At 59.6% G+C, this 18,168-nt stretch carries 14 protein-coding genes and 1 pseudogene; 13 read left to right on the top strand and 2 right to left on the bottom strand.

Annotation, left to right across the window (positions count from 1 at the left end; translation table 11 throughout):
* The first annotated feature begins 38 nt into the window (after window positions 1-38).
* From ACTZWT_RS07640 to ACTZWT_RS07620, 5 genes and pseudogenes are all read left to right on the top strand, one after another.
* Window positions 39-413, top strand: coding sequence for a response regulator (locus tag ACTZWT_RS07640; RefSeq protein ID WP_444769051.1), 375 nt, complete (start codon window positions 39-41; stop codon window positions 411-413).
* Window positions 414-768: 355 nt separating this feature from the next.
* Window positions 769-926 (top strand): annotated as a pseudogene (locus tag ACTZWT_RS07635) (DUF3309 family protein); the annotation flags it as partial.
* 37 nt (window positions 927-963) lie between these two features.
* The gene (locus ACTZWT_RS07630) at window positions 964-1,422 is read left to right on the top strand and encodes a Spy/CpxP family protein refolding chaperone (RefSeq protein ID WP_444769050.1); all 459 of its coding nucleotides are present in this window, start codon (window positions 964-966) and stop codon (window positions 1,420-1,422) included.
* Window positions 1,423-1,516: 94 nt separating this feature from the next.
* Complete coding sequence (locus ACTZWT_RS07625) at window positions 1,517-2,851, top strand: ferredoxin reductase family protein (protein ID WP_444769049.1); 1,335 nt, start codon at window positions 1,517-1,519, stop codon at window positions 2,849-2,851.
* A 100-nt stretch (window positions 2,852-2,951) separates the two neighbouring features.
* Entirely contained in the window at window positions 2,952-4,184 is a 1,233-nt protein-coding gene (locus ACTZWT_RS07620) for an APC family permease (protein ID WP_444769048.1), read from the top strand.
* Window positions 4,185-4,216: 32 nt separating this feature from the next.
* On the opposite strand, the gene ACTZWT_RS07615 is transcribed toward ACTZWT_RS07620, so the two are convergent.
* Entirely contained in the window at window positions 4,217-5,440 is a 1,224-nt protein-coding gene (locus ACTZWT_RS07615) for an MgtC/SapB family protein (protein ID WP_444769229.1), read from the bottom strand.
* A gap of 220 nt (window positions 5,441-5,660) precedes the next feature.
* Here ACTZWT_RS07615 and ACTZWT_RS07610 point away from each other — a divergent pair, with 220 nt between their 5' ends.
* Together ACTZWT_RS07610 and ACTZWT_RS07605 are read left to right on the top strand one after the other, a co-directional pair.
* Entirely contained in the window at window positions 5,661-6,251 is a 591-nt protein-coding gene (locus ACTZWT_RS07610; protein ID WP_444769047.1) for a cytochrome b, read from the top strand.
* A 133-nt stretch (window positions 6,252-6,384) separates the two neighbouring features.
* Entirely contained in the window at window positions 6,385-7,080 is a 696-nt protein-coding gene (locus ACTZWT_RS07605) for a VIT1/CCC1 transporter family protein (RefSeq protein WP_444769046.1), read from the top strand.
* Between the two features lie 140 nt (window positions 7,081-7,220).
* On the opposite strand, the gene ACTZWT_RS07600 is transcribed toward ACTZWT_RS07605, so the two are convergent.
* Complete coding sequence (locus tag ACTZWT_RS07600) at window positions 7,221-8,180, bottom strand: helix-turn-helix domain-containing protein (RefSeq protein ID WP_444769045.1); 960 nt, start codon at window positions 8,178-8,180, stop codon at window positions 7,221-7,223.
* A gap of 202 nt (window positions 8,181-8,382) precedes the next feature.
* On the opposite strand from ACTZWT_RS07600, the gene ACTZWT_RS07595 reads away from it, so the two are divergent.
* The 6 genes from ACTZWT_RS07595 (at window position 8,383) to ACTZWT_RS07570 (ending at window position 17,876) form a co-directional block, all read left to right on the top strand.
* On the top strand, window positions 8,383-9,174 hold the full coding sequence (locus tag ACTZWT_RS07595; RefSeq protein WP_234832247.1) for a DUF2092 domain-containing protein: 792 nt from the start codon (window positions 8,383-8,385) through the stop codon (window positions 9,172-9,174).
* Between the two features lie 369 nt (window positions 9,175-9,543).
* A complete protein-coding gene (locus tag ACTZWT_RS07590; RefSeq protein ID WP_119018715.1) occupies window positions 9,544-9,801 on the top strand; it encodes a hypothetical protein in 258 nt (85 codons plus the stop codon).
* 97 nt (window positions 9,802-9,898) lie between these two features.
* Window positions 9,899-11,395 carry a DUF1254 domain-containing protein gene (locus tag ACTZWT_RS07585; protein WP_444769044.1) on the top strand — a complete coding sequence of 499 codons (1,497 nt, stop codon included), beginning with the start codon at window positions 9,899-9,901 and terminating at the stop codon, window positions 11,393-11,395.
* 186 nt (window positions 11,396-11,581) lie between these two features.
* The gene (locus ACTZWT_RS07580) at window positions 11,582-14,020 is read left to right on the top strand and encodes an arylsulfatase (RefSeq protein WP_444769043.1); all 2,439 of its coding nucleotides are present in this window, start codon (window positions 11,582-11,584) and stop codon (window positions 14,018-14,020) included.
* 210 nt (window positions 14,021-14,230) lie between these two features.
* The gene (locus tag ACTZWT_RS07575; RefSeq protein ID WP_444769042.1) at window positions 14,231-15,241 is read left to right on the top strand and encodes a SphA family protein; all 1,011 of its coding nucleotides are present in this window, start codon (window positions 14,231-14,233) and stop codon (window positions 15,239-15,241) included.
* A gap of 298 nt (window positions 15,242-15,539) precedes the next feature.
* Window positions 15,540-17,876, top strand: coding sequence for a tetratricopeptide repeat protein (locus ACTZWT_RS07570; protein WP_444769041.1), 2,337 nt, complete (start codon window positions 15,540-15,542; stop codon window positions 17,874-17,876).
* Window positions 17,877-18,168 lie beyond the last annotated feature (292 nt).

Here is an 18,168-nt window from a genome sequence, read left to right as displayed (position 1 = left end):
TCCGCACTTAATGCACCGCTTAGCAAACCGAGTCCCTTATGAACAATGGCAAGGCAGTTGTCTTGATAGTCGAAGACAGCACGATCATTCGGATGGGAGCTGTAGATCTCGTGCTGTCAGCCGGGTACGAAGCTCTGGAGGCGAACGATGCGGAGGGGGCGATCCGTATCCTTGAAGCGCGAAATGACGTTGATATCGTATTTACCGATGTGCGGATGCCGGGGACGATGGACGGCATCAAACTGTCGCACTACATCCACGATCGATGGCCACCTGTTAAACTGATCGTCGCCTCCGGCGAGGCCATTCTCGAAAAGAGCAGCCTGCCGACCGGGAGCCGGTTCTTTTCCAAGCCTTTTGACGAACGCTCGATTACGGACGCGATGGCGTTGCTGATATCGGGCGACATTTGACCGGCCCACGGTGAAGTGCTTCCGCTCGAATAAGCGATAAAGTTGGTGTCGTGACGGATTGCGCCTCGCGTAACTTGGTGCAGAGCTCGCCAATTGCGGCTGGGTATTTGAGACCTTCTCGCAACAAGTCCGCCCCCGGTGATTTCGTTGTTCCAGAATGGAACTATCGAGTTCCAAGCAAATTGTCGCAAGTGACGGTCTTGCTTGCTGAGCGGTCAATCCTCAACACCATCGATGACTAAGTCTCGACGAGCACGGCGTGCGAGCCGCGTCGTGTCACGCCCGAAATACTGATCGATAGCTCGCTTTCCGGCTTGCCGATTTTTGTCGGAATGATGCCTGACAGGAGTCTGTCATGTCAGTCGGATTAATCATTCTCATCATCTTCGCCATCGCGCTGCTGGGGGGATTCAGCGGCGAAGGGGGAGGGCCCTTCTACGGCACTGGATACTCGGCGGCGGTCTCGGCCTTGTGGTCGTCATTCTGCTGATCTTGCTGTTGCTCGGAAAAATAAGAACGCACGAACTGAACTCCAAAAAAGGACTGCACCATGCGAAGAACCATCACATCCCTGGCGACCGCTGCTGTGTTGATCGGGTCGGCGGCAATCGGGCCCGCAATGGCGCGAGATCGATCCGATCGTGTGGAATTGACCGCGAGCCAGCTCACCGATCGGGCGGCGGCCCGTGCCGCCCAGCTCAAGGCGGACCTGAGGCTCACGCCGGAGCAGGACAAGAATTGGTCGGGTGTCCAGGCCGAACTGGTCAATGTCTGGAAGAAGCACGACGAGCACCGACAATCCTGGCGGATTGCACGCGCCAACCAGGCGGGCAGCGCCGATCTGATCGAGCAAATGCGCAAGGATGGCGACGACCGGATCGAGCGTGGCAACGATCTGAAGAAGCTCGCCGATGCGTCCCAGCCTCTCTATGCATCCCTCGACGATCAGCAGAAGCAGAGGTTCGGAGAAGCGCTGTTTCATCGGTCGCGTGATCGCCGCTCCGATTGAGAGCAGGACTTCTCACTAGCGACTTCGCAATAGCGGGCTTCCTTTCTGGCGGCCCGCTATTCGTCCTTTCCACCAACCCGATCGAGGGCGAACAATGCAGTTTAAACGATTGACGACCGCGCTTGCAGTGGCAGTCGGCGGGCTGCTCGGCTTGTGGCTTCTCAGCCTTCCGCCCGGTGCTTTCGACCAGGGGTTCTGGGCGACGCGCACCACGCTGGTTTACGGCAGCGGCGTGCTGGCGCTCGGCCTGATGTCGATCGGCGTCATTCTGACAGCCCGGCCGGTTTGGTTCGAAACGCCGCTGGGTGGTCTCGACAAATTCTATCGCCTGCACAAATGGCTCGGCATTTCAGTGCTGGGATTCGCGATCATGCATTGGGTGCTGCGAAAGGGACCGTCGTTGATCAGCGAAATCGGCCTGTTCTCGATCCCGCCGAAGCCAGCGCATGCGCAAGAGCTTGAAACCGGCTTCAACCTGTTTCGTGATCTCAAGCATCCGGCCGCTGAAATCGGCGAATGGGCACTTTATGCTCTGCTCGCACTAGCGGCGATCGCGCTGTGGAAACGGTTTCCTTACAAGTACTTCTACATGACGCATCGGCTGATGCCCGCCGTCTATCTGGTTCTGGTGTTTCACGCTTTCATCCTGATCGACCGAAGTTACTGGACCAAGCCGCTCGGTCCAGTGCTGGCATTTTTATTGCTCACCGGAACGACTGCCGCGCTGATCTCGCTGTTTCGACGGATTGGCTATTCACGAAAGGCCGCGGGGCAGATTGCGACACTTTCGCTCTACGATGAAAATCAGGTGCTGGACGTAGGCGTCAGGCTGGAGACGGCCTGGCGTGGACATGAGGCCGGACAGTTTGCTTTCGTGGATTTCGACGATGCCGAGGCAGCGCATCCCTTCACCATTACGTCCGCGTGGCTCGACGACGGGCTGCTGAAATTTTCGATCAAAGGCATAGGCGACTACACGCGGACGCTAGCGGGCAGCCTGCATGTCGGGCAGGGCGTCGTGGTTGAAGGTCCTTATGGTCGGTTCAATTTTCAGGGCGACGGCGACCGTCAGATCTGGATCGGCGGCGGAGTCGGCATCACACCCTTCATCGCTCGGCTGAAGCAACTCCTCCGAGTCAGCCGGACCGGTCCAATCGATCTGTTCTATGCGACCAGTACGCCAGATAGCGGATTCATGGCTCCGATCCGGCAACTGGCTCAACAAACCGGAGTAGCCTTCCATTTGGTCGATGGATCGAAAAATGACCGCCTTACAATCGAGACGCTCGCCGCCATGGTGCCCGAATGGAAGCAAGCGGATGTCTGGTTCTGCGGCCCAAGCGGCTTTGGAGATTCGATGCGTCTCGCAATGGTCGCGCAAGGACTGCCGACATCGCGTTTCCATCAGGAATTGTTCGACATGCGCTGAATTGCGGCTGCTCGTCGGCGGCCGATCCAATCCTGAGCCAGCGAGTGTCCTTTCGTGTTACGATGTCGCCTTCTGATGGGTCGGCGAGAAAGACCTTGGCATGTCCCTGAAAATTGCGGAGTCACAGTCGCGACTGGTTCGCTCGCTGACGTTAACGCATGCGGTTCTGTACGGACTTGGCGTCACCATTGGTGCCGGAATCTATGTTTTGGTCGGGATTGCCGCTGGGCGTAGCGGCATGCATGCCCCGCTGGCGTTCATGGGTGCCGCGGTTGTAATGGGCTTCAGTGCAGCATCGTTCGCCGAATTGGGAACACGGATGCCCGTCAGCGCCAGTGAGGCGGCCTATGTCAAAGCCGCTTTCGGATCTGAATGGCTCAGCCTTCTTGTCGGGCTTCTCGTTGTCGCCACGGCGACGATTTCTGCCGCCACGATCAGCGTCGGAAGTGCCGGTTACGTTGCGGTGTTCTTACCGTTTCAAGCGCCATGGATCATCACTGGGGTGGTGCTGATCATGGGTGTAGTGGCGTGTCTCGCCACGGTACAGTCTGTCAGCTTTGCCGGAATCATGACACTGATCGAGATCGGCGGGCTGGTGCTGATCATCATCGCTGGTTTCGGGCAGGGGACAACCGTCGTCACCCGATTGCCGGAAATCTGGCCGTCCGCCGCCGACGCGAGCGCATGGATAGGCCTTGGCGGAACCGCACTTATCGCGGTGTTTTCCTTTATCGGCTTCGAGCATCTCGTCAATGTTGCGGAAGAGATGAAGGACCCGAACCGGACCCTGCCACGCGCGCTGTTTCTGACGCTTGGCCTGACAGCGCTGATCTACGCGCTGGTCGTATGGATTGCGGTAACCGCGGTGCCTCCGAAGGAACTGGCAGAATCGTCGGCACCGCTGGCACTCGTGTTCGAGCGGCTGACCGGTTTGCCACTGGTGACGATGGGAGCCATCGCTATTGTGGCAACTCTCAACGGCATCATCGTGCATATGATCATGATCGCCCGGGTGATCTACGGCTTGGCGCATCAAGGCAATTTGCCGAAGGTCCTGACGCGGCTCAATCCGCTGACGCATACGCCGTTACTTGCGACGGCGATCGGCATTTTCGCCATTCTTGCGCTCGCGCTAGCGGTTCCGCTCGCGGGACTGGCCGCGTTGACTGCGCGCTTCACATTGATGATCTTTGCGATCGTCAATCTCGCGCTCATCTGGATCAAGCACAGACATGACAATCCGCCGGAAGGTGCGTTCATCTGTCCGCGGTGGGTGCCGTTCGCAGGCTTGCTATCCAGCCTTCTGCTTCTCGTCATCGACGTTATTATGTGACCACGAAACTCTCGCCAGAGCTGCCGGGCGCCTTAGATCAGGTTAACGCCGAGGAGTGTGCCTGCCCATGCCGCAAGGGCGACGACGATCAGTCCCGGGATCACTCGAATAGCGAATGCCGATCCGCCGCTGATAGCCGCGAATATCATCTTGCTCACCGTGTTGGTCGTAAGTCCCGCCAAAATCGGAAGGATCGCACCATCCGGCGTGATTCTTCCCGACGACACCAACGCGGCAATTGAAATTGCGGCGGAGTGCGTATCCGCAAAGCCGGCGAGAGCTGCTGCGATGAAGGTGCCTTTTTCGCCGAAAATATCCTGAAGTGCTGCGGAGGCGACCAGGATGCAAGCCAGCATGGAGGCGAACACCAATGCAGTCGAGATGCTGAATGCGCGGCCTTGTTGGGGAGCTCCGTCCACCCGTTGCCGCAATGCCAGGATCGTGAATGTGCTGCCGTAGGCAGTGGCGGCGAGGCCTGCGCAGAGTAGCGGGGCGGCAAGCGATTGCAGCGTGGCAATGCTGGTCGCGGCCAGAACGACTGTCATCTGAACAATCGTCGCTATTGTTGATAACACCGCGCCTGCAACCGCGGCCGGGAGAGCCTCTCTGGACTTGGCGGCCAGCGCTCCCATGGCACCAATCGTGGCCGTGCTCGAGATAAAGCCGGATGCCAGCCCTGCGATCGGCAATCCGAAACGCGCCCCGAGGAGACGGACTGCGAGGTAGCCTCCGGCGCTGATCGCCATGATGAGGACGACGATGATCCAGATGGCGTGCGGATTGAGCGCCCCATAAGGTCCCATCGCACGGTCTGGCACAAGCGGCAGGACGACAAGCGAAGCCGCTGCAAAGATCAGGGCATCCTCAAGTTCGTCTTCGGTGAGCAAGGTCCGAACGAATCGATGAAGCCATGATTTCACTGTCAGCAATATGGTCAGTACCACAGCGATGCCGCCGGCAACTTCTGGCTTCTGCATCGACAGCCCGCCAAGCAGGACGGTCGCAATCAAGGCCAATTCCGTTGTCAGTCCAGGATCGTCCTCGTGCACACGCCAGTAGGCGGCCGTAACCAAAAGGACGACACCAGCGGTCACAATGGCAAACAGCGTGACGCCGCCGACGATGAAGCTTATCGCACCAACAATCGAGGCAACTGCGAACGTCCGAATTCCAGCTGGCGAGCGTGACGGACCAACGCCTTTGCGACGCTCCCGCTCCGTCCCGATCAGCAGACCGACTCCGAGGGCAACCGCCAGGTTGAGAACAATGGGATCGATGATGGAAGCTCTCCCAGCAAATTGGTTGCGATAGCGAGCAGACTATCGGCATCGAAGCAAGACGAGAAGAGACACCTCTCGAAACAGCTTGCGAATGAATGGCAAGAAAGGTCAGGATACGTCCCTGAGAGAGCGTGTGTCAGCGACTGGTCAGGGCCGCCGTGTGATCATGAAGCACCTTCAACCGAGGTGTGCAGCAATGACTTACACGAATGCGGTCGAGATCGCTTCGCCGCCTACTGAAGACCGCTACGATCTTTTTACTCAATCGATCCATTGGCTGACGCTGCTAATCGTCGTGATTGCCTTCGTGGCCGGTCTCGTCATGGAGGAAATGCCACGCGGCCCAGAGAAGGTACAGCTCCTCAATCTGCATGCTTCGATCGGCGTGATATTAATGGCGTTGACCACAATCCGGCTAACTTGGCGCTTGGCGGTACCAACGCTCCAGTCGGTGCCTGGACCGCAACTGCTGCGCCTCGGCGCCAAGGTGGTGCACGTGGGACTGTACCTCGTGCTCTTTGCAATACCGATAACAGGCTTGCTGATGATGGCGGCAAAGGGTCGCGCGGTCGAAGTGTTCGGTCTTTTTACCCTGCCGCCGCTGGTATCGACGAATCGCGCATTCGTACATTCGCTCGAGGAGGTTCACGAGGCTCTGGCCATTGTGTTGTTATGGTTGGTCGGAGTGCACACCGCTGCGGCTCTACTACATCGATTTATGTTCCGAGATTCGGTTCTATATCGGATGGTTCCGTTCCCTGCCAAGACCGATGCGAAGCGACGATGATCCCAGACCGGGAGATGATTGTCGTCGCATAAGGCCTATCACAGCACACCGGAACGGGATACTTTCGAGGACTATGATTGGGAACGGCGCGACGTCAATCCCGAGCAATCTTAGTCCTTAGGAAGAGTCGATTATGCATCCGATCCACCGTGAATCTCATCTCATCGAACGGATCGGCTGGCTTCGCGCCGCAGTGCTGGGTGCAAATGACGGAATTATTTCCACTGCCAGTCTGGTTGTAGGTGTTGCCGCAGCCGCTACCGCCTCTAGCGAAGTCCTGGTGGCAGGAGTCGCAGGGCTTGTCGCCGGAGCCATGTCCATGGCCGCCGGGGAATACGTGTCGGTAAGTTCTCAGGCCGATACGGAACAGGCTGATCTGGCCCGAGAGCGCCAGGAGCTCGCTGAAACACCCGAGTCTGAGTTAGACGAGTTGACACAAATCTACGTTGGTCGCGGCGTCGAGTTCGCCTTGGCGCGAAAAGTTGCCGAGCAATTGACGGCGAAGGACGCATTTGCTGCGCATGCAAGAGATGAATTAGGGCTATCGGCCCATGTCGTCGCCCGGCCGGTGCAGGCGGCATTGACGTCGGCTCTAACGTTTTCGGTCGGCGCAGCTTTGCCGATCGGCATCGTGCTGCTTGCACCTTCGGGTTCAACGGCCCTCATCGTGTCTGGCGGTTCTCTATTTTGCCTGGCGTTGCTAGGTGCCGTCAGCGCACGCATTGGCGGCGCAGGCATTGTGAAGCCAACGCTACGAGTCACTTTTTGGGGTGCCATCGCGATGGCTGCCAGCGCCGGTATCGGCGCGCTTGTAGGGCATGCGATCTAGTCGCTGTGACGTACTCTGTATCTGCGGTGCTGTGGTTTGGCGACGATGGCAACCACACCCGGCGGTAGTGCTCAGTCAGGGGAACGGAAGATGTAATTGTTTGATTCAATCCGCTTCTGAGATTGCAAATAGCAATGCAATCAACAGGCTCGCGCTCTCAAAAGAGTGACGGATGGCAGTTCTCCGAATTTGCGTCTGTAGATATTCGAAAACCGTCCCAGATGGGTAAAGGAGTATCTTTCCGCAACGCTGGTCACGCTCGTGGCTCCGTCAGGCCGCAGCAGGGCACGGCGAGTGGCGTTGAGTCTCAAATCCGTCATCAGTGCCATCGGTGACCAGCCAAACGCTTCCATACAGCTCAGATGGAGTGTGCGCTCTTTCGCACTGACTGCTACGCAGAGGTCGGTGATCGTTGGTGGATCGTCCAGTCTCTCATTCAAAATTGCGAGCAGTTGTCGCGCAATGCGAGCGCGGTTGTGCAACGGCTCGATGATTTCGGCCGACGGGATCATGCCGAGTATGATCTGAAAGATGCGTTCCTGAAGCTGCGGCGCTGCGCCGCGCAGCTCCATCTCGGCGTGGGTGGCGAGTTCCTCGAGCAGAGCCGATAGCGCATGCGTACGACGGCTCAATTCCTCGGTCGGTACGTGCCAGCGCGGCGACGGTAGGTGGACGTTGAAGTCGTCAGCGCCACGACGCACATGCATCCAGTGCTCAATCGCTTGTGCTGGCAGCACCGCAACGATGATATCGGCGGATCCCGTGGTCGCGAAACCGACATCATCCTGAGATGTCGCAGCAATCAACTCTCCCTGAGCAACCGGCCTCCGGCGAACATGCAATGAGCCTTGAGCAGAGAGAGGCAACCCGAAAGCCCATGCGTCGTCAGGCGCGCAGCCGCGCTGAAGCACACCTAATGAATATGAAACGCGAGCGAACTGGAACTGGTCGAAGACGAACTGCGTCAACCGGCCTTGGAAGCGACCTCGGCCAATTTGCTCGTAGTGCTGATTCCATGCGATCGGGCTCGCGGCCATGGCATCCACATCGTCGAACGTGTTTTCGATGCGAGCGAACGGAACAGGCAGGTCGCGCAACATGGAGAATCTCTCCGGTCGACGATGGCACTGCGGCATCATGGCTTTATCATCTCCAAAATGGAGAGTCAGGTCGTCTTTTGCAGAAAACGGATAGTTCGAGCGTCTGTTTCGCCCTACTGTTGCAGCCGGTCGTCGTCGATTAGTCGCGGCAGGCGGCGATATTAGTCACTAGTACTGACGTATCGGGTGGGGGAATACGATGATGACGCCACGCCATTTATTGCGACGAGCTTGCATCTTAATCGGTGCATCATTGGTCGGGAGCGTTGCGTTCGCCGGATCAGCGAGCGCTCAACCTGTCGACGCTGCAACGCTGCTCAAGGCGATGTCGGACTATGTCGGCAGCCAGAAGACCCTCGCGATCAAATTCGACTCAGATGTCGAAGTGATCACATCGAAACTGCAAAAAATCCAGTTTACCAGCTCTGGTCAGGTGCAGCTGAGCCGTCCCGACAAGCTTCGCGCGACCCGAACGGGCGGATACCGGGATGTCGAGCTGGTGTTCGACGGCAAGACGGCGACCGTGAACAACAAGGATTTCAACGACTACGCCCAAATCGAGGCGAACGGTACGATCGATGAATTGATTGATGGCCTCCGCGAAAAGCACCGCGTAGCGGCTCCCGGCGCCGATCTACTGGTCGCCAATGTCTTCGAAAGCCTGATGGCCGATGTCATCGAAGCCAGCGTGATCGGCAAAGGTGTCATCGACGGCGTCGAATGCGATCATCTGGCATTCCGCAACACTGAAACCGACTGGCAAATCTGGATCGAATCCGGCGCGCGGCCGATTCCACGGAAATATGTGATCACCAGCAAGGGTGTGGGTGAGGCGCCGCAATATACGCTGCGCATCAAGGAGTGGAAATCAGACGTGACTGCCGACGCGTTCACGTTCAAGCCCGATCCATCCGCCAAGAAGATTGCAATCGGTGATCTGGCGGATATCGACGAGGTGCCGCAGGGCAGCATCAAGGCGGGAGCAGAGAAATGATCCGGACTTCAAAGATCCTGTTTCACATCTCTCTGTCATTGGGTGTCTGCACCGCAGCGATGATGTGGAATGGCACGTCTCCACTGCAGTCGTCGTCTTCGCTGCTCTCGTCCGCCGAGGCGAGGATCGGCCGACCGCTGACTCCCATGAGTTATGCTGGAGTTGCGCGGCGTACGACCCGTCGGGCCGTGGTGGGGACTGCGGCAGTCTATGGTGGGTCGGTGGTGGTCTCCCCCGTCTGTACCCAGGCGGTCGACGTCTACGGGCGTATCGTAACCGTTTGTCGCTGACAGACGTGGTTCTGAGAAACCAGGGTCGGCTGTCGTCTTCGAAGGCGAGGGTCCACCACCTGCAGACGAGGAAATCGGCATGAAACGTTCGCTCACGCTATCGTCGTTGCTGGTCGTCGGCTTTGCGGCCGTGGCGACCGAGCCGGCCGCTGCCGCTGTGTATTGCCAATATGTCGGCTATCCGGCGGGCTGTGTGGTCAGGCCAGGAGTAGTGCTGCGTCCAAGGCCTGCGGCGCGGGCCGTCGTGACGCCCGGGGTCGGCGCGGCCGGGGTCGGCGTACGTCCCGGAACGCCCGCCAATCGTGGTGGTCCCGTCAACCGCGTCGGTCGTCGCTGACGGGCAATGCGCTGCGATCAGTCCTCAATTCGGGCGCGTCGTTCGATTGTGCCCGTCGACCATCGTCCCCGCGACCACCATGAATAGGCGAAATGTCATGAAGTTCACTCGGCTATACCTCGCAACGATCCTGCTGATTGCGAGCTCATCGCAATCGGTGGATGCGCAGCAGTACAAGATGCAAACGCCCATCCCTTCGGGCATCGCTGTTCCCGACAAAGTGGATACGCGACTCGGGACGTTGAAGTTCTTCGATGGCTTTCCCGACGATGCCACGGTCGAGAAGCTGTACGACAACCTGGATTTCCAGCGCGCCGTTCAAGCCTACCTTCTGGCCCTGGCACCGGTGAGCCAACTGGCCAATCGCAAGGGGATTGCCGGAATAGGACCGATCAATCTCACGGTGCCGATCTTCCAGGACCGGATGGATTCGAAGTCGCTGTTCCTGACACCCAACAACAATACGCCCTACACCTGGTTCTGGCTTGATCTGCGCGACGGACCGCTGGTCCTCGAGGTACCGCCCAAGGTGCTCGGCGCAATCGACGATATGTGGTACAATTATGTGACGGACTTGGGATTTGTCGGCCCTGACAAGGGGCAGGGTGGCAAGTATCTGCTTCTGCCGCCCGGCTACAAGGGCGACCCTCCCGAAGGCTACTTCATCGTGAGGCCTGCGACATTCAGCGTGTGGGTCCCATGGCGCTCGTTTCTCGTGGACGGCGACCCGAAGCCGGGCGTCGATCTGGTCGAGAAGCACACGCGAATCTATCGCCTGAAGGACGCCGCCAATCCGCCGAAACTCAATTTCGTCCACGTGTCCGGCAGGGCGTTCAGTACGCTGGCGCCAGCCGATTATACGTTCTGGGAGTATCTGAACCAGGTGGTACAGGAAGAGCCGACGGACTCCGTCGATCCGGTCACGCTCGGCCTGTACGCGTCGGTCGGCATTCAAAAGGGCAAGCCATTTGCGCCTGATGCGCGGATGAAGGCGATTCTGACGGAGGCGGCGCTTGTCGGTGACGCGACGGCGCGGGCGATCAACAGTCGGCTCCGGATCAAGGAGAGCTACTATTATCCCAATAGTGCCTGGCGCACCGGGTTCTTCGGCGGCTACAAATTCGAGGAGAACGGTGCCCGCATCCTTGATGCATATTCTGCATTCTTCTTCTACGCGACGGGCGTGACCCCGGCGATGGACTCGAAGACGGTCGGCGAAGGGTCGCAGTACATGGGGGCGTTCGTCGACAGCAAGAGCCAACCGCTCGACGGCGGGAAAACGTACAGACTCCACCTACCTCCCAACATTCCGGTCAAGCAATTCTGGTCCGTGATCGTCTACGACAACCAGACCCGATCGATGCTGCAGAGCGACCAGCGCTGGCCAGCTGCGACCAGTCAGGATCCGAAACTTGCAACCAACCCGGACGGCTCCGTTGATGTCTATTTCGGCCCTAAGGCGCCTCCTGGCAAGGAGAGCAATTGGGTCCAGACAGTGCCCGGTAAAGGTTGGAATACGCTATTCCGCCTCTATGGTCCGCTGCAGCCGTGGTTCGACAAGACTTGGCGGCCCAGTGAGATCGAAGAGTGGTAATACAGAGTTGGGGTGAAGCCCATGGCGGGCGATCGACGAAGCTGTTCTTGATCTCGATCATGTCCTCTGTGCTACCAGCGCTCCAAACTCGGTTGTCCCGATGCACGCGTCGCGCCGACAACACGTCGGCCCAGACAGGTTGATATCGGCCTGTCGTCCTGTTCGTTCAGTACCGAGGTCGTTACCATGAAGCGTCTAGCTCCTGCGATCGCGACACTATCGTTCGTGGCTCTTCTGGCGATGCCTGTGAGCGCGCAGACGACGGGTGCGCCCGGCACGGTGTTTCCGACCGACCGCAGCGTGCTGCCCATCCCCGAGCCGACGTACCCGCACAGCACGGTGTTTGATGCCCGGAACGCGACGCCGCCGCCACGGTTCGAGGTCAAGGCACCCGCCAACGCTCCCAATGTGCTGATCGTCCTGATCGACGACATGGGCTTTGGGCAATCGAGTGCGTTTGGTGGCCCGATCACCATGCCGACCGTCGACCAGCTCGCAAACAACGGACTGCGCTATAATCAGTTTCACACGACGGCGCTTTGCTCGCCGACCAGGTCAGCCCTGCTGAGCGGCCGCAACCACCACATGAACAATTTCGGCTCGATCGCGGAGACCGCGACGACGTTTCCCGGACAAACCGGGCAGCGCCCCAACAGTGTCGCCACCGTTGCCGAGATGCTCAGGCTGAACGGCTACAGCACGGCCCATTTCGGCAAGAACCACGAGACGGCGGCATGGGAAGTCAGTCCGTCTGGGCCGACCGACCGATGGCCGACGCGCCAGGGCTTCGACAAGTTCTACGGCTTCATGGGTGGCGAGACCAACCAATGGGCGCCGTTGATCTATGATGGAATGACACAGGTCGAGCCGTCGAAGGACCCGAACTACAATTTCATGACGGACATGACCAACAAGGCGATCGACTGGATGCAGTACCAGAAGTCGCTGACGCCCGATAAGCCGTTCTTCATCTACTTCGCGCCCGGCGCCACGCATGCGCCGCACCACGTGCCGAAGGCATGGATCGAAAAGTACAAGGGCAAGTTCGATCAAGGTTGGGACAAGCTGCGAGAGGACACGCTTGCGCGCCAGATCAAGCTCGGTGTGGTCCCTCCGGATACCAAACTTGCGCCCAAGCCAGAGGCGATCAAGGACTGGACGTCCCTCGGCCCCGACGAAAAGAAACTGTTCGCACGGCAGATGGAGGTGTTCGCCGGATTCGGGGAATATGCCGACACCGAGATCGGCCGCCTGATCGGTGCCATCAAGGCGACCGGCCAGCTCGACAACACCCTGATCTTCTACATCGTCGGCGACAATGGCGCGAGTGCCGAAGGCGGCATGAACGGGCTGTTCAACGAAATGACCTACTTCAACGGTGTGCAGGAGGGCGTTCAGGACATCCTCAAGCACTACGACGAACTCGGCGGCCCGATGACCTACAGCCACTATGCGGCAGGCTGGGCGGTCGCAGGCGACACTCCATTCACGTGGACGAAGCAGATCGCTTCGAGCTACGGCGGCACCCGCAACGGCATGGTGGTGCATTGGCCCAAGGGGATTGCGGCCAAGGGTGAGGTGCGTCCGCAATGGCACCACGTCATAGATATCGTGCCGACGATCCTCGAGGCGGCAAAGCTTCCTGAGCCGAAGAGCGTGAATGGAACGCCGCAGACCCCGATTGAGGGCGTGAGCATGGCGTACAGTTTCGCCGCCGCCGATGCGCCGAGCACGCACACGACGCAGTATTTCGAGATCTTCGGCAACCGAGCGATCTACAACGACGGTTGGCTAGCCGGAACCATTCACCGCGCCGCATGGGAAACCAAGAACCGCAGGCCGCTCGAACAGGATATCTGGGAGCTTTACGACACGCGATCCGACTTCAGCCTCGCGAAGGATCTGGCAGCACAGAATCCGTCGAAACTGAAACAACTTCAGGAGCTGTTCCTCTCGGAAGCCGTCAAATACTCAGTCTTGCCGCTCGACGACCGGACTTTGGAGCGATTGAATCCGGCGATGGTTGGTCGGCCCGACCTGATGGCCGGTCGCACGTCGCTGACTGTGCACGAGGGCATGACCGGAATGTCCGAGAACGTCTTCATCAATACGAAGAATAGGTCACACACCATCACGGCCGACGTCGACATTCCGAAGGGCGGTGCCAGCGGGGTGATCCTCGCGCAGGCGGGGCGGTTTGGAGGTTGGAGCCTGTATCTGAAGGACGGCAAGCCGACCTACACCTACAACTTCCTCGGTCTGCAGAGGTTCACGATTGCAGCAAAGCAGTCCTTGCCTGTCGGAAAGTCCAAGATCCGCTACGAGTTCGCCTATGACGGCGACGGAGTCGGCAAAGGCGGTGTGGGCACGCTGTTTGTCAACGGCAAGAGCGTCGCGACGGGCCGGATCGACCGCACCCAATGCTGCGGCTACTCCGCCGACGAAGGCGCCGATGTCGGCGCCGATGAAGGCACCCCGGTCACCGAAGCCTACAAGGTGCCGTTCAAGTTCACGGGCAAGATCGGCGCCGTAACGATCGAACTCAAGGACTTGAAGAAGGCCGATGCCGAAGACGCCGCGGAGGCCAAGAAGGCTGCAGCGATGAAGAAAGGCCTGTCAGACTGATGAACTGGACTTGCAACTGAACCGCGCACTGCAGGTACCCGACCGGGGGAGGGCGAGCGATGCGTCTGGGGAGTTCTTGGGCAGGTGCGTGCTGACCCAGTTGGCGGTCAGGTGGCGTGGGACGACTGATTTGGTTGGGGCAAAGCGATGCGGCGCAATAGACTTCATTGTGGATTTCGATCTTGGCGACGTTGCTTAAGCGTCGGCGCGGTGGGCGCCTTTCTCGCGGTGCCCACCCAGATCGCACGCGCCGATGAGGTCGGTGTTTCGTTCTGGCTTCCAGGATTGTTCGGCAGTCTCGCCGCTGTTCCACAGACCCCGGGCTGGTCGATGGGGGCAATTTACTATCACACCCAGGTCAATGCGTCGGGGGCCGTGGCGGCTGCAAAACAATTCCAGATTGGCAGATTCTCCCCGACGGCCAGCGTCAGCCTGAGCGCAAACCTGAATGCGCAGGGTGATATGACGATCCTCTCGCCGACCTACACGTTCGCGACACCGGTGCTGGGCGGACAATTGGCGATCGGCGTGACCGGGATATTCGGCCGCAACAGCGTCGGGCTTGATGGGACGCTGACGACCGGATTTGGCCAGTTTTGGCAGACGCGCACGGGAAGCATCTCGGACTCGCTGACCTCCGTCGGCGATCTCTACCCGATCATGTCGCTGAAGTGGCACAACGGAGTTCATAACTGGATGGTGTACGTGACGGGCGATATTCCGGTCGGCGCTTACAATCCGGGCCGTCTTGCTAATCTCGGGGTTGGTCACGGTGCGATCGACGGCGGTGCCGGATACACCTATCTCAACCCTGCATCGGGCTACGAATTCTCCGGCGTTGCCGGATTCACATACAATTTCAAGAATCCGGACACGCATTATCAGAGCGGCATCGATTTCCACTTCGACTGGGGTGCATCGAAATTTCTGTCCAAGCAGGTCTTCGTCGGCCTTGTTGGATACGCGTATCAGCAAGTCTCCGACGATAGCGGCGGACTGCCGGTCCTCGGCGGCTTCCGATCACGTGTTGTCGGAGTCGGTCCGCAGATTGGATATATTTTCCCGATGGGTGACCTGCACGGATATTTGAATCTCAAAGGCTACGGCGAGTTCGCTGCGGCGAATCGGCCATCGGGCTGGAACAGCTGGCTGACGTTCGCAGTTTCAGCGGCGCCGCCGGAGAGCACCGTAACGCCATCCAGACATCTGATAACGAAGTAAAATTGAGAGTAAGATCGGCTGCAGCCGTGGAGTAGGGCGGTGAACCTCGGGGTGGGGGAATCTGCAAGAGCCGATGATCGAATTTCCAACCCGGAATGAACCGATCCGGCCCTCGCTCGCCGAGGCAGTGTGTCGCCCTAGTGTTGGTTCGAGGATTTGACGATTGGCGCGCAAGCGGCGGAAGACCGGTGGCAAGGCAAATAATTCGAAAGGGGCCGCGGATCGCTCTTCGCCGCCGATGTCGGAAGCTGTTGGTTCTGGTCGACCCGTCGAATTCTCGAGGTGGAAGCCTTGGGTCGTGGCCGTCGCCACGCTGGTCGTGCTATTCGGTGCGGGTTTCGTATTCCATGTACTGGAGAGCCCCGGAGAGCCGTCGAAGCCAACGCAAACGTCTTCAGCCTCCTTCGTCGGCAGTGACACCTGCGTGGGCTGTCACCAGACCGAGGCCCGGCTGTGGAACAAGTCGCAGCACAAAGCCGCGATGCAGCACGCAACCGAGAGCTCCGTGCTCGGCGACTTCAATGATCAGCATTTCGACCATTTTGGCGTTCGGTCGCGGTTCTTCCGGCAGAACGGCAAGTTCATGGTGGAGGCCGAAGGACCGGACGGAAAGCTGGCGACATTCGAAGCGAAGTACACGTTCGGGATTTATCCGCTTCAACAGTACCTCATCGAATTTCCAGACGGGCGCCTGCAGGCGCTGTCGATTGCCTGGGATACACGGCCGAAGGATAAGGGAGGGCAGCGCTGGTTTCATCTCTACCCGGACGAACGGATCGGGCACGACGACGCGCTGCACTGGACCAGGCTGAACCAGAACTGGAATTTCATGTGCGCCGAATGCCATTCGACCGGCGTTCGGAAGAACTACGAGGCGGCGTCCGATCGCTTCAAGACGTCATGGGCCGAGATCAGCGTGGGGTGTGAAGCCTGCCACGGCCAGGGATCGCGTCATGTCGGTTGGGCCCATGCGCAGCAAAGCTGGTGGCCGATCGGAATATCAGATGACGCCACGATGGGCTTGCTGGTGCGCTACGCCGAGCGCAACAACATCACCTGGAGGCTTGATCCGAAGACGGGAAATTCGACACGGAGTTCGCCGCCCGCGACGCTTCGGACCGAAGTCGAATCCTGCGGGCTTTGTCACGCAAGGCGAGGGCAACTGTCCGAGGATTGGGTGCCGGGCCGATGGCTGTCCGACACGCATGCGGTCTCACCTCTCAGCCGCGGGCTCTATCACGCCGACGGCCAGATGCGTGACGAGGTCTACAACTACGGCTCGTTCAAACAGAGCAAGATGTACACTGCGGGCGTGACCTGCAGTGACTGCCACGATCCTCACAGCGGAAAGCTGTGGCATGACGGAGACAATGTCTGCCTGCAGTGTCACGCTGCGGAAAAATTCTCGAGCGCCACGCATCATCGGCACGCCGCGGCACAGCAGGCGCTTCCTTGCAAGGCGTGCCACATGCCGGTTCGGACCTACATGGGAGTCGATCAGCGCCACGACCACGGCTTCCGTATTCCACGACCTGACGTGTCGGCGCAGCTCGATACACCCAACACTTGCAACGATTGCCATTCCAATCGGTCGCCACAATGGGCCGCCGATGCGATCGAGGCCTGGCACGGATCGAAACGCAAGGGCTTCCAGACCTTCGCACCTGCGTTCGCCGCTGCCTGGGACGAGGGTGCCGACGCATCCCGCCTTCTCGCGGCGGTCGCCACCGATCCGGCGACACCGGATATCGTCCGTGCCACGGCTTTGACCGAGATCAGCTCGCACCCATCGCCGCAAGCCCTCGAGCTTGCGAAAGCCGGTTTGGCAAACCCCGATCCGATGGTGCGGATCGCCGCGCTCGATCTGCTCGAGGGCGTACCGCCAGCGCAGCGATGGGCAACGGCCGCACCGCGACTGTCGGATCCGGCTCGTGGCGTGCGTATTCGCGCAGCGTCGCTACTCGTGGCGGTTCCGACCGACCAACAACCATCGGCCGACCGGCAGTGGTTCGCTCAGGCCGCAGAGGAGTTTGTCGCCGCGCAGCGTCTCAATGCGGATCGGCCGGAGGCGCGATCAGCGTTGGGACGTTTCCTGCTGGCACGCGGGCAGGCGGCCGCAGCCGAGATCGAATACAAGGCGGCGCTGCGCCTCAGCCCCCACTATGCTCCGGCGGCGGTCAATCTGGCCGACCTGTACCGGCAATCCGGCCGTGAGATCGACGGCGAAACGGTGTTGCGCGAGGCACTCACTGTCTCGCCTCAGGATGCCGGGCTGCACCATGGTCTGGGGCTGACCCTGGTGCGGCTGAAGCGGCACGACGAAGCGATCAGTGAGCTTCACCAGGCCGCCGAGCTGGCCCCCGATCGGACGCGTTTTGCTTATGTCTATGCCGTCGCTCTGCAAGCGGTCGGCCGTGTCGCAGATGCGGTTGCCATCCTGAAACAAAGCGCCGCTCGACATCCGCATGACCGTGACACGCTGATGGCATTGGTCGCCTACAGCCGCGCCGCTGGGGATATCGGTACGGCGATTACATACGCTGAACGCCTGGCAGCCGACTTTCCGGACGACGCGGGACTCGGTCGCCTGGTTCAAGAAATTCGACAGCAATCAACGAGACCGACGTCGCGATAGTTGGCGTCTGGACGCATGGCGAAGCCCGGAGTGCGACCGCTTGCCCAACCGAACGGGGCAAAATTCCAGCTGGGGTTCTGAGCATCCCGGAGCGGCCCTCGGGGTGTTCTCACGGAGGCTTGGTGGGCTGGGGGTGGTTTGACCCAACCCAAACCAACCCATTTTTACCAAGAGATTGCAACGGCGCGTCGCGGTAGCGTCTTAGGTCGATCCAGCCAAAACAGTCTGGGGTCGAGCTTACGAACAGGATGCCGTCATTCACAGCCTGACCTGGGCACCGCCGATGCCTGCA

The organism is Rhodopseudomonas sp. NSM, assembly GCF_052445935.1.
GTDB lineage: Bacteria > Pseudomonadota > Alphaproteobacteria > Rhizobiales > Xanthobacteraceae > Rhodopseudomonas.
The sequence above is the reverse complement of the archived record's forward strand: the minus strand, read 5'-3'. Positions and strand labels throughout refer to the sequence as shown.

Bases quoted from the DNA above. Each gene is read 5' to 3' on its own strand.
- ACTZWT_RS07640 (WP_444769051.1), top strand. From the start codon at position 39: ATGAACAATGGCAAGGCAGTTGTCTTGATAGTCGAAGACAGCACGATC.
- ACTZWT_RS07630 (WP_444769050.1), top strand. From the start codon at position 964: ATGCGAAGAACCATCACATCCCTGGCGACCGCTGCTGTGTTGATCGGG.
- ACTZWT_RS07625 (WP_444769049.1), top strand. From the start codon at position 1,517: ATGCAGTTTAAACGATTGACGACCGCGCTTGCAGTGGCAGTCGGCGGG.
- ACTZWT_RS07620 (WP_444769048.1), top strand. From the start codon at position 2,952: ATGTCCCTGAAAATTGCGGAGTCACAGTCGCGACTGGTTCGCTCGCTG.
- ACTZWT_RS07610 (WP_444769047.1), top strand. From the start codon at position 5,661: ATGACTTACACGAATGCGGTCGAGATCGCTTCGCCGCCTACTGAAGAC.
- ACTZWT_RS07605 (WP_444769046.1), top strand. From the start codon at position 6,385: ATGCATCCGATCCACCGTGAATCTCATCTCATCGAACGGATCGGCTGG.
- ACTZWT_RS07600 (WP_444769045.1), bottom strand. From the start codon at position 8,180: ATGTTGCGCGACCTGCCTGTTCCGTTCGCTCGCATCGAAAACACGTTC.
- ACTZWT_RS07595 (WP_234832247.1), top strand. From the start codon at position 8,383: ATGACGCCACGCCATTTATTGCGACGAGCTTGCATCTTAATCGGTGCA.
- ACTZWT_RS07590 (WP_119018715.1), top strand. From the start codon at position 9,544: ATGAAACGTTCGCTCACGCTATCGTCGTTGCTGGTCGTCGGCTTTGCG.
- ACTZWT_RS07585 (WP_444769044.1), top strand. From the start codon at position 9,899: ATGAAGTTCACTCGGCTATACCTCGCAACGATCCTGCTGATTGCGAGC.
- ACTZWT_RS07580 (WP_444769043.1), top strand. From the start codon at position 11,582: ATGAAGCGTCTAGCTCCTGCGATCGCGACACTATCGTTCGTGGCTCTT.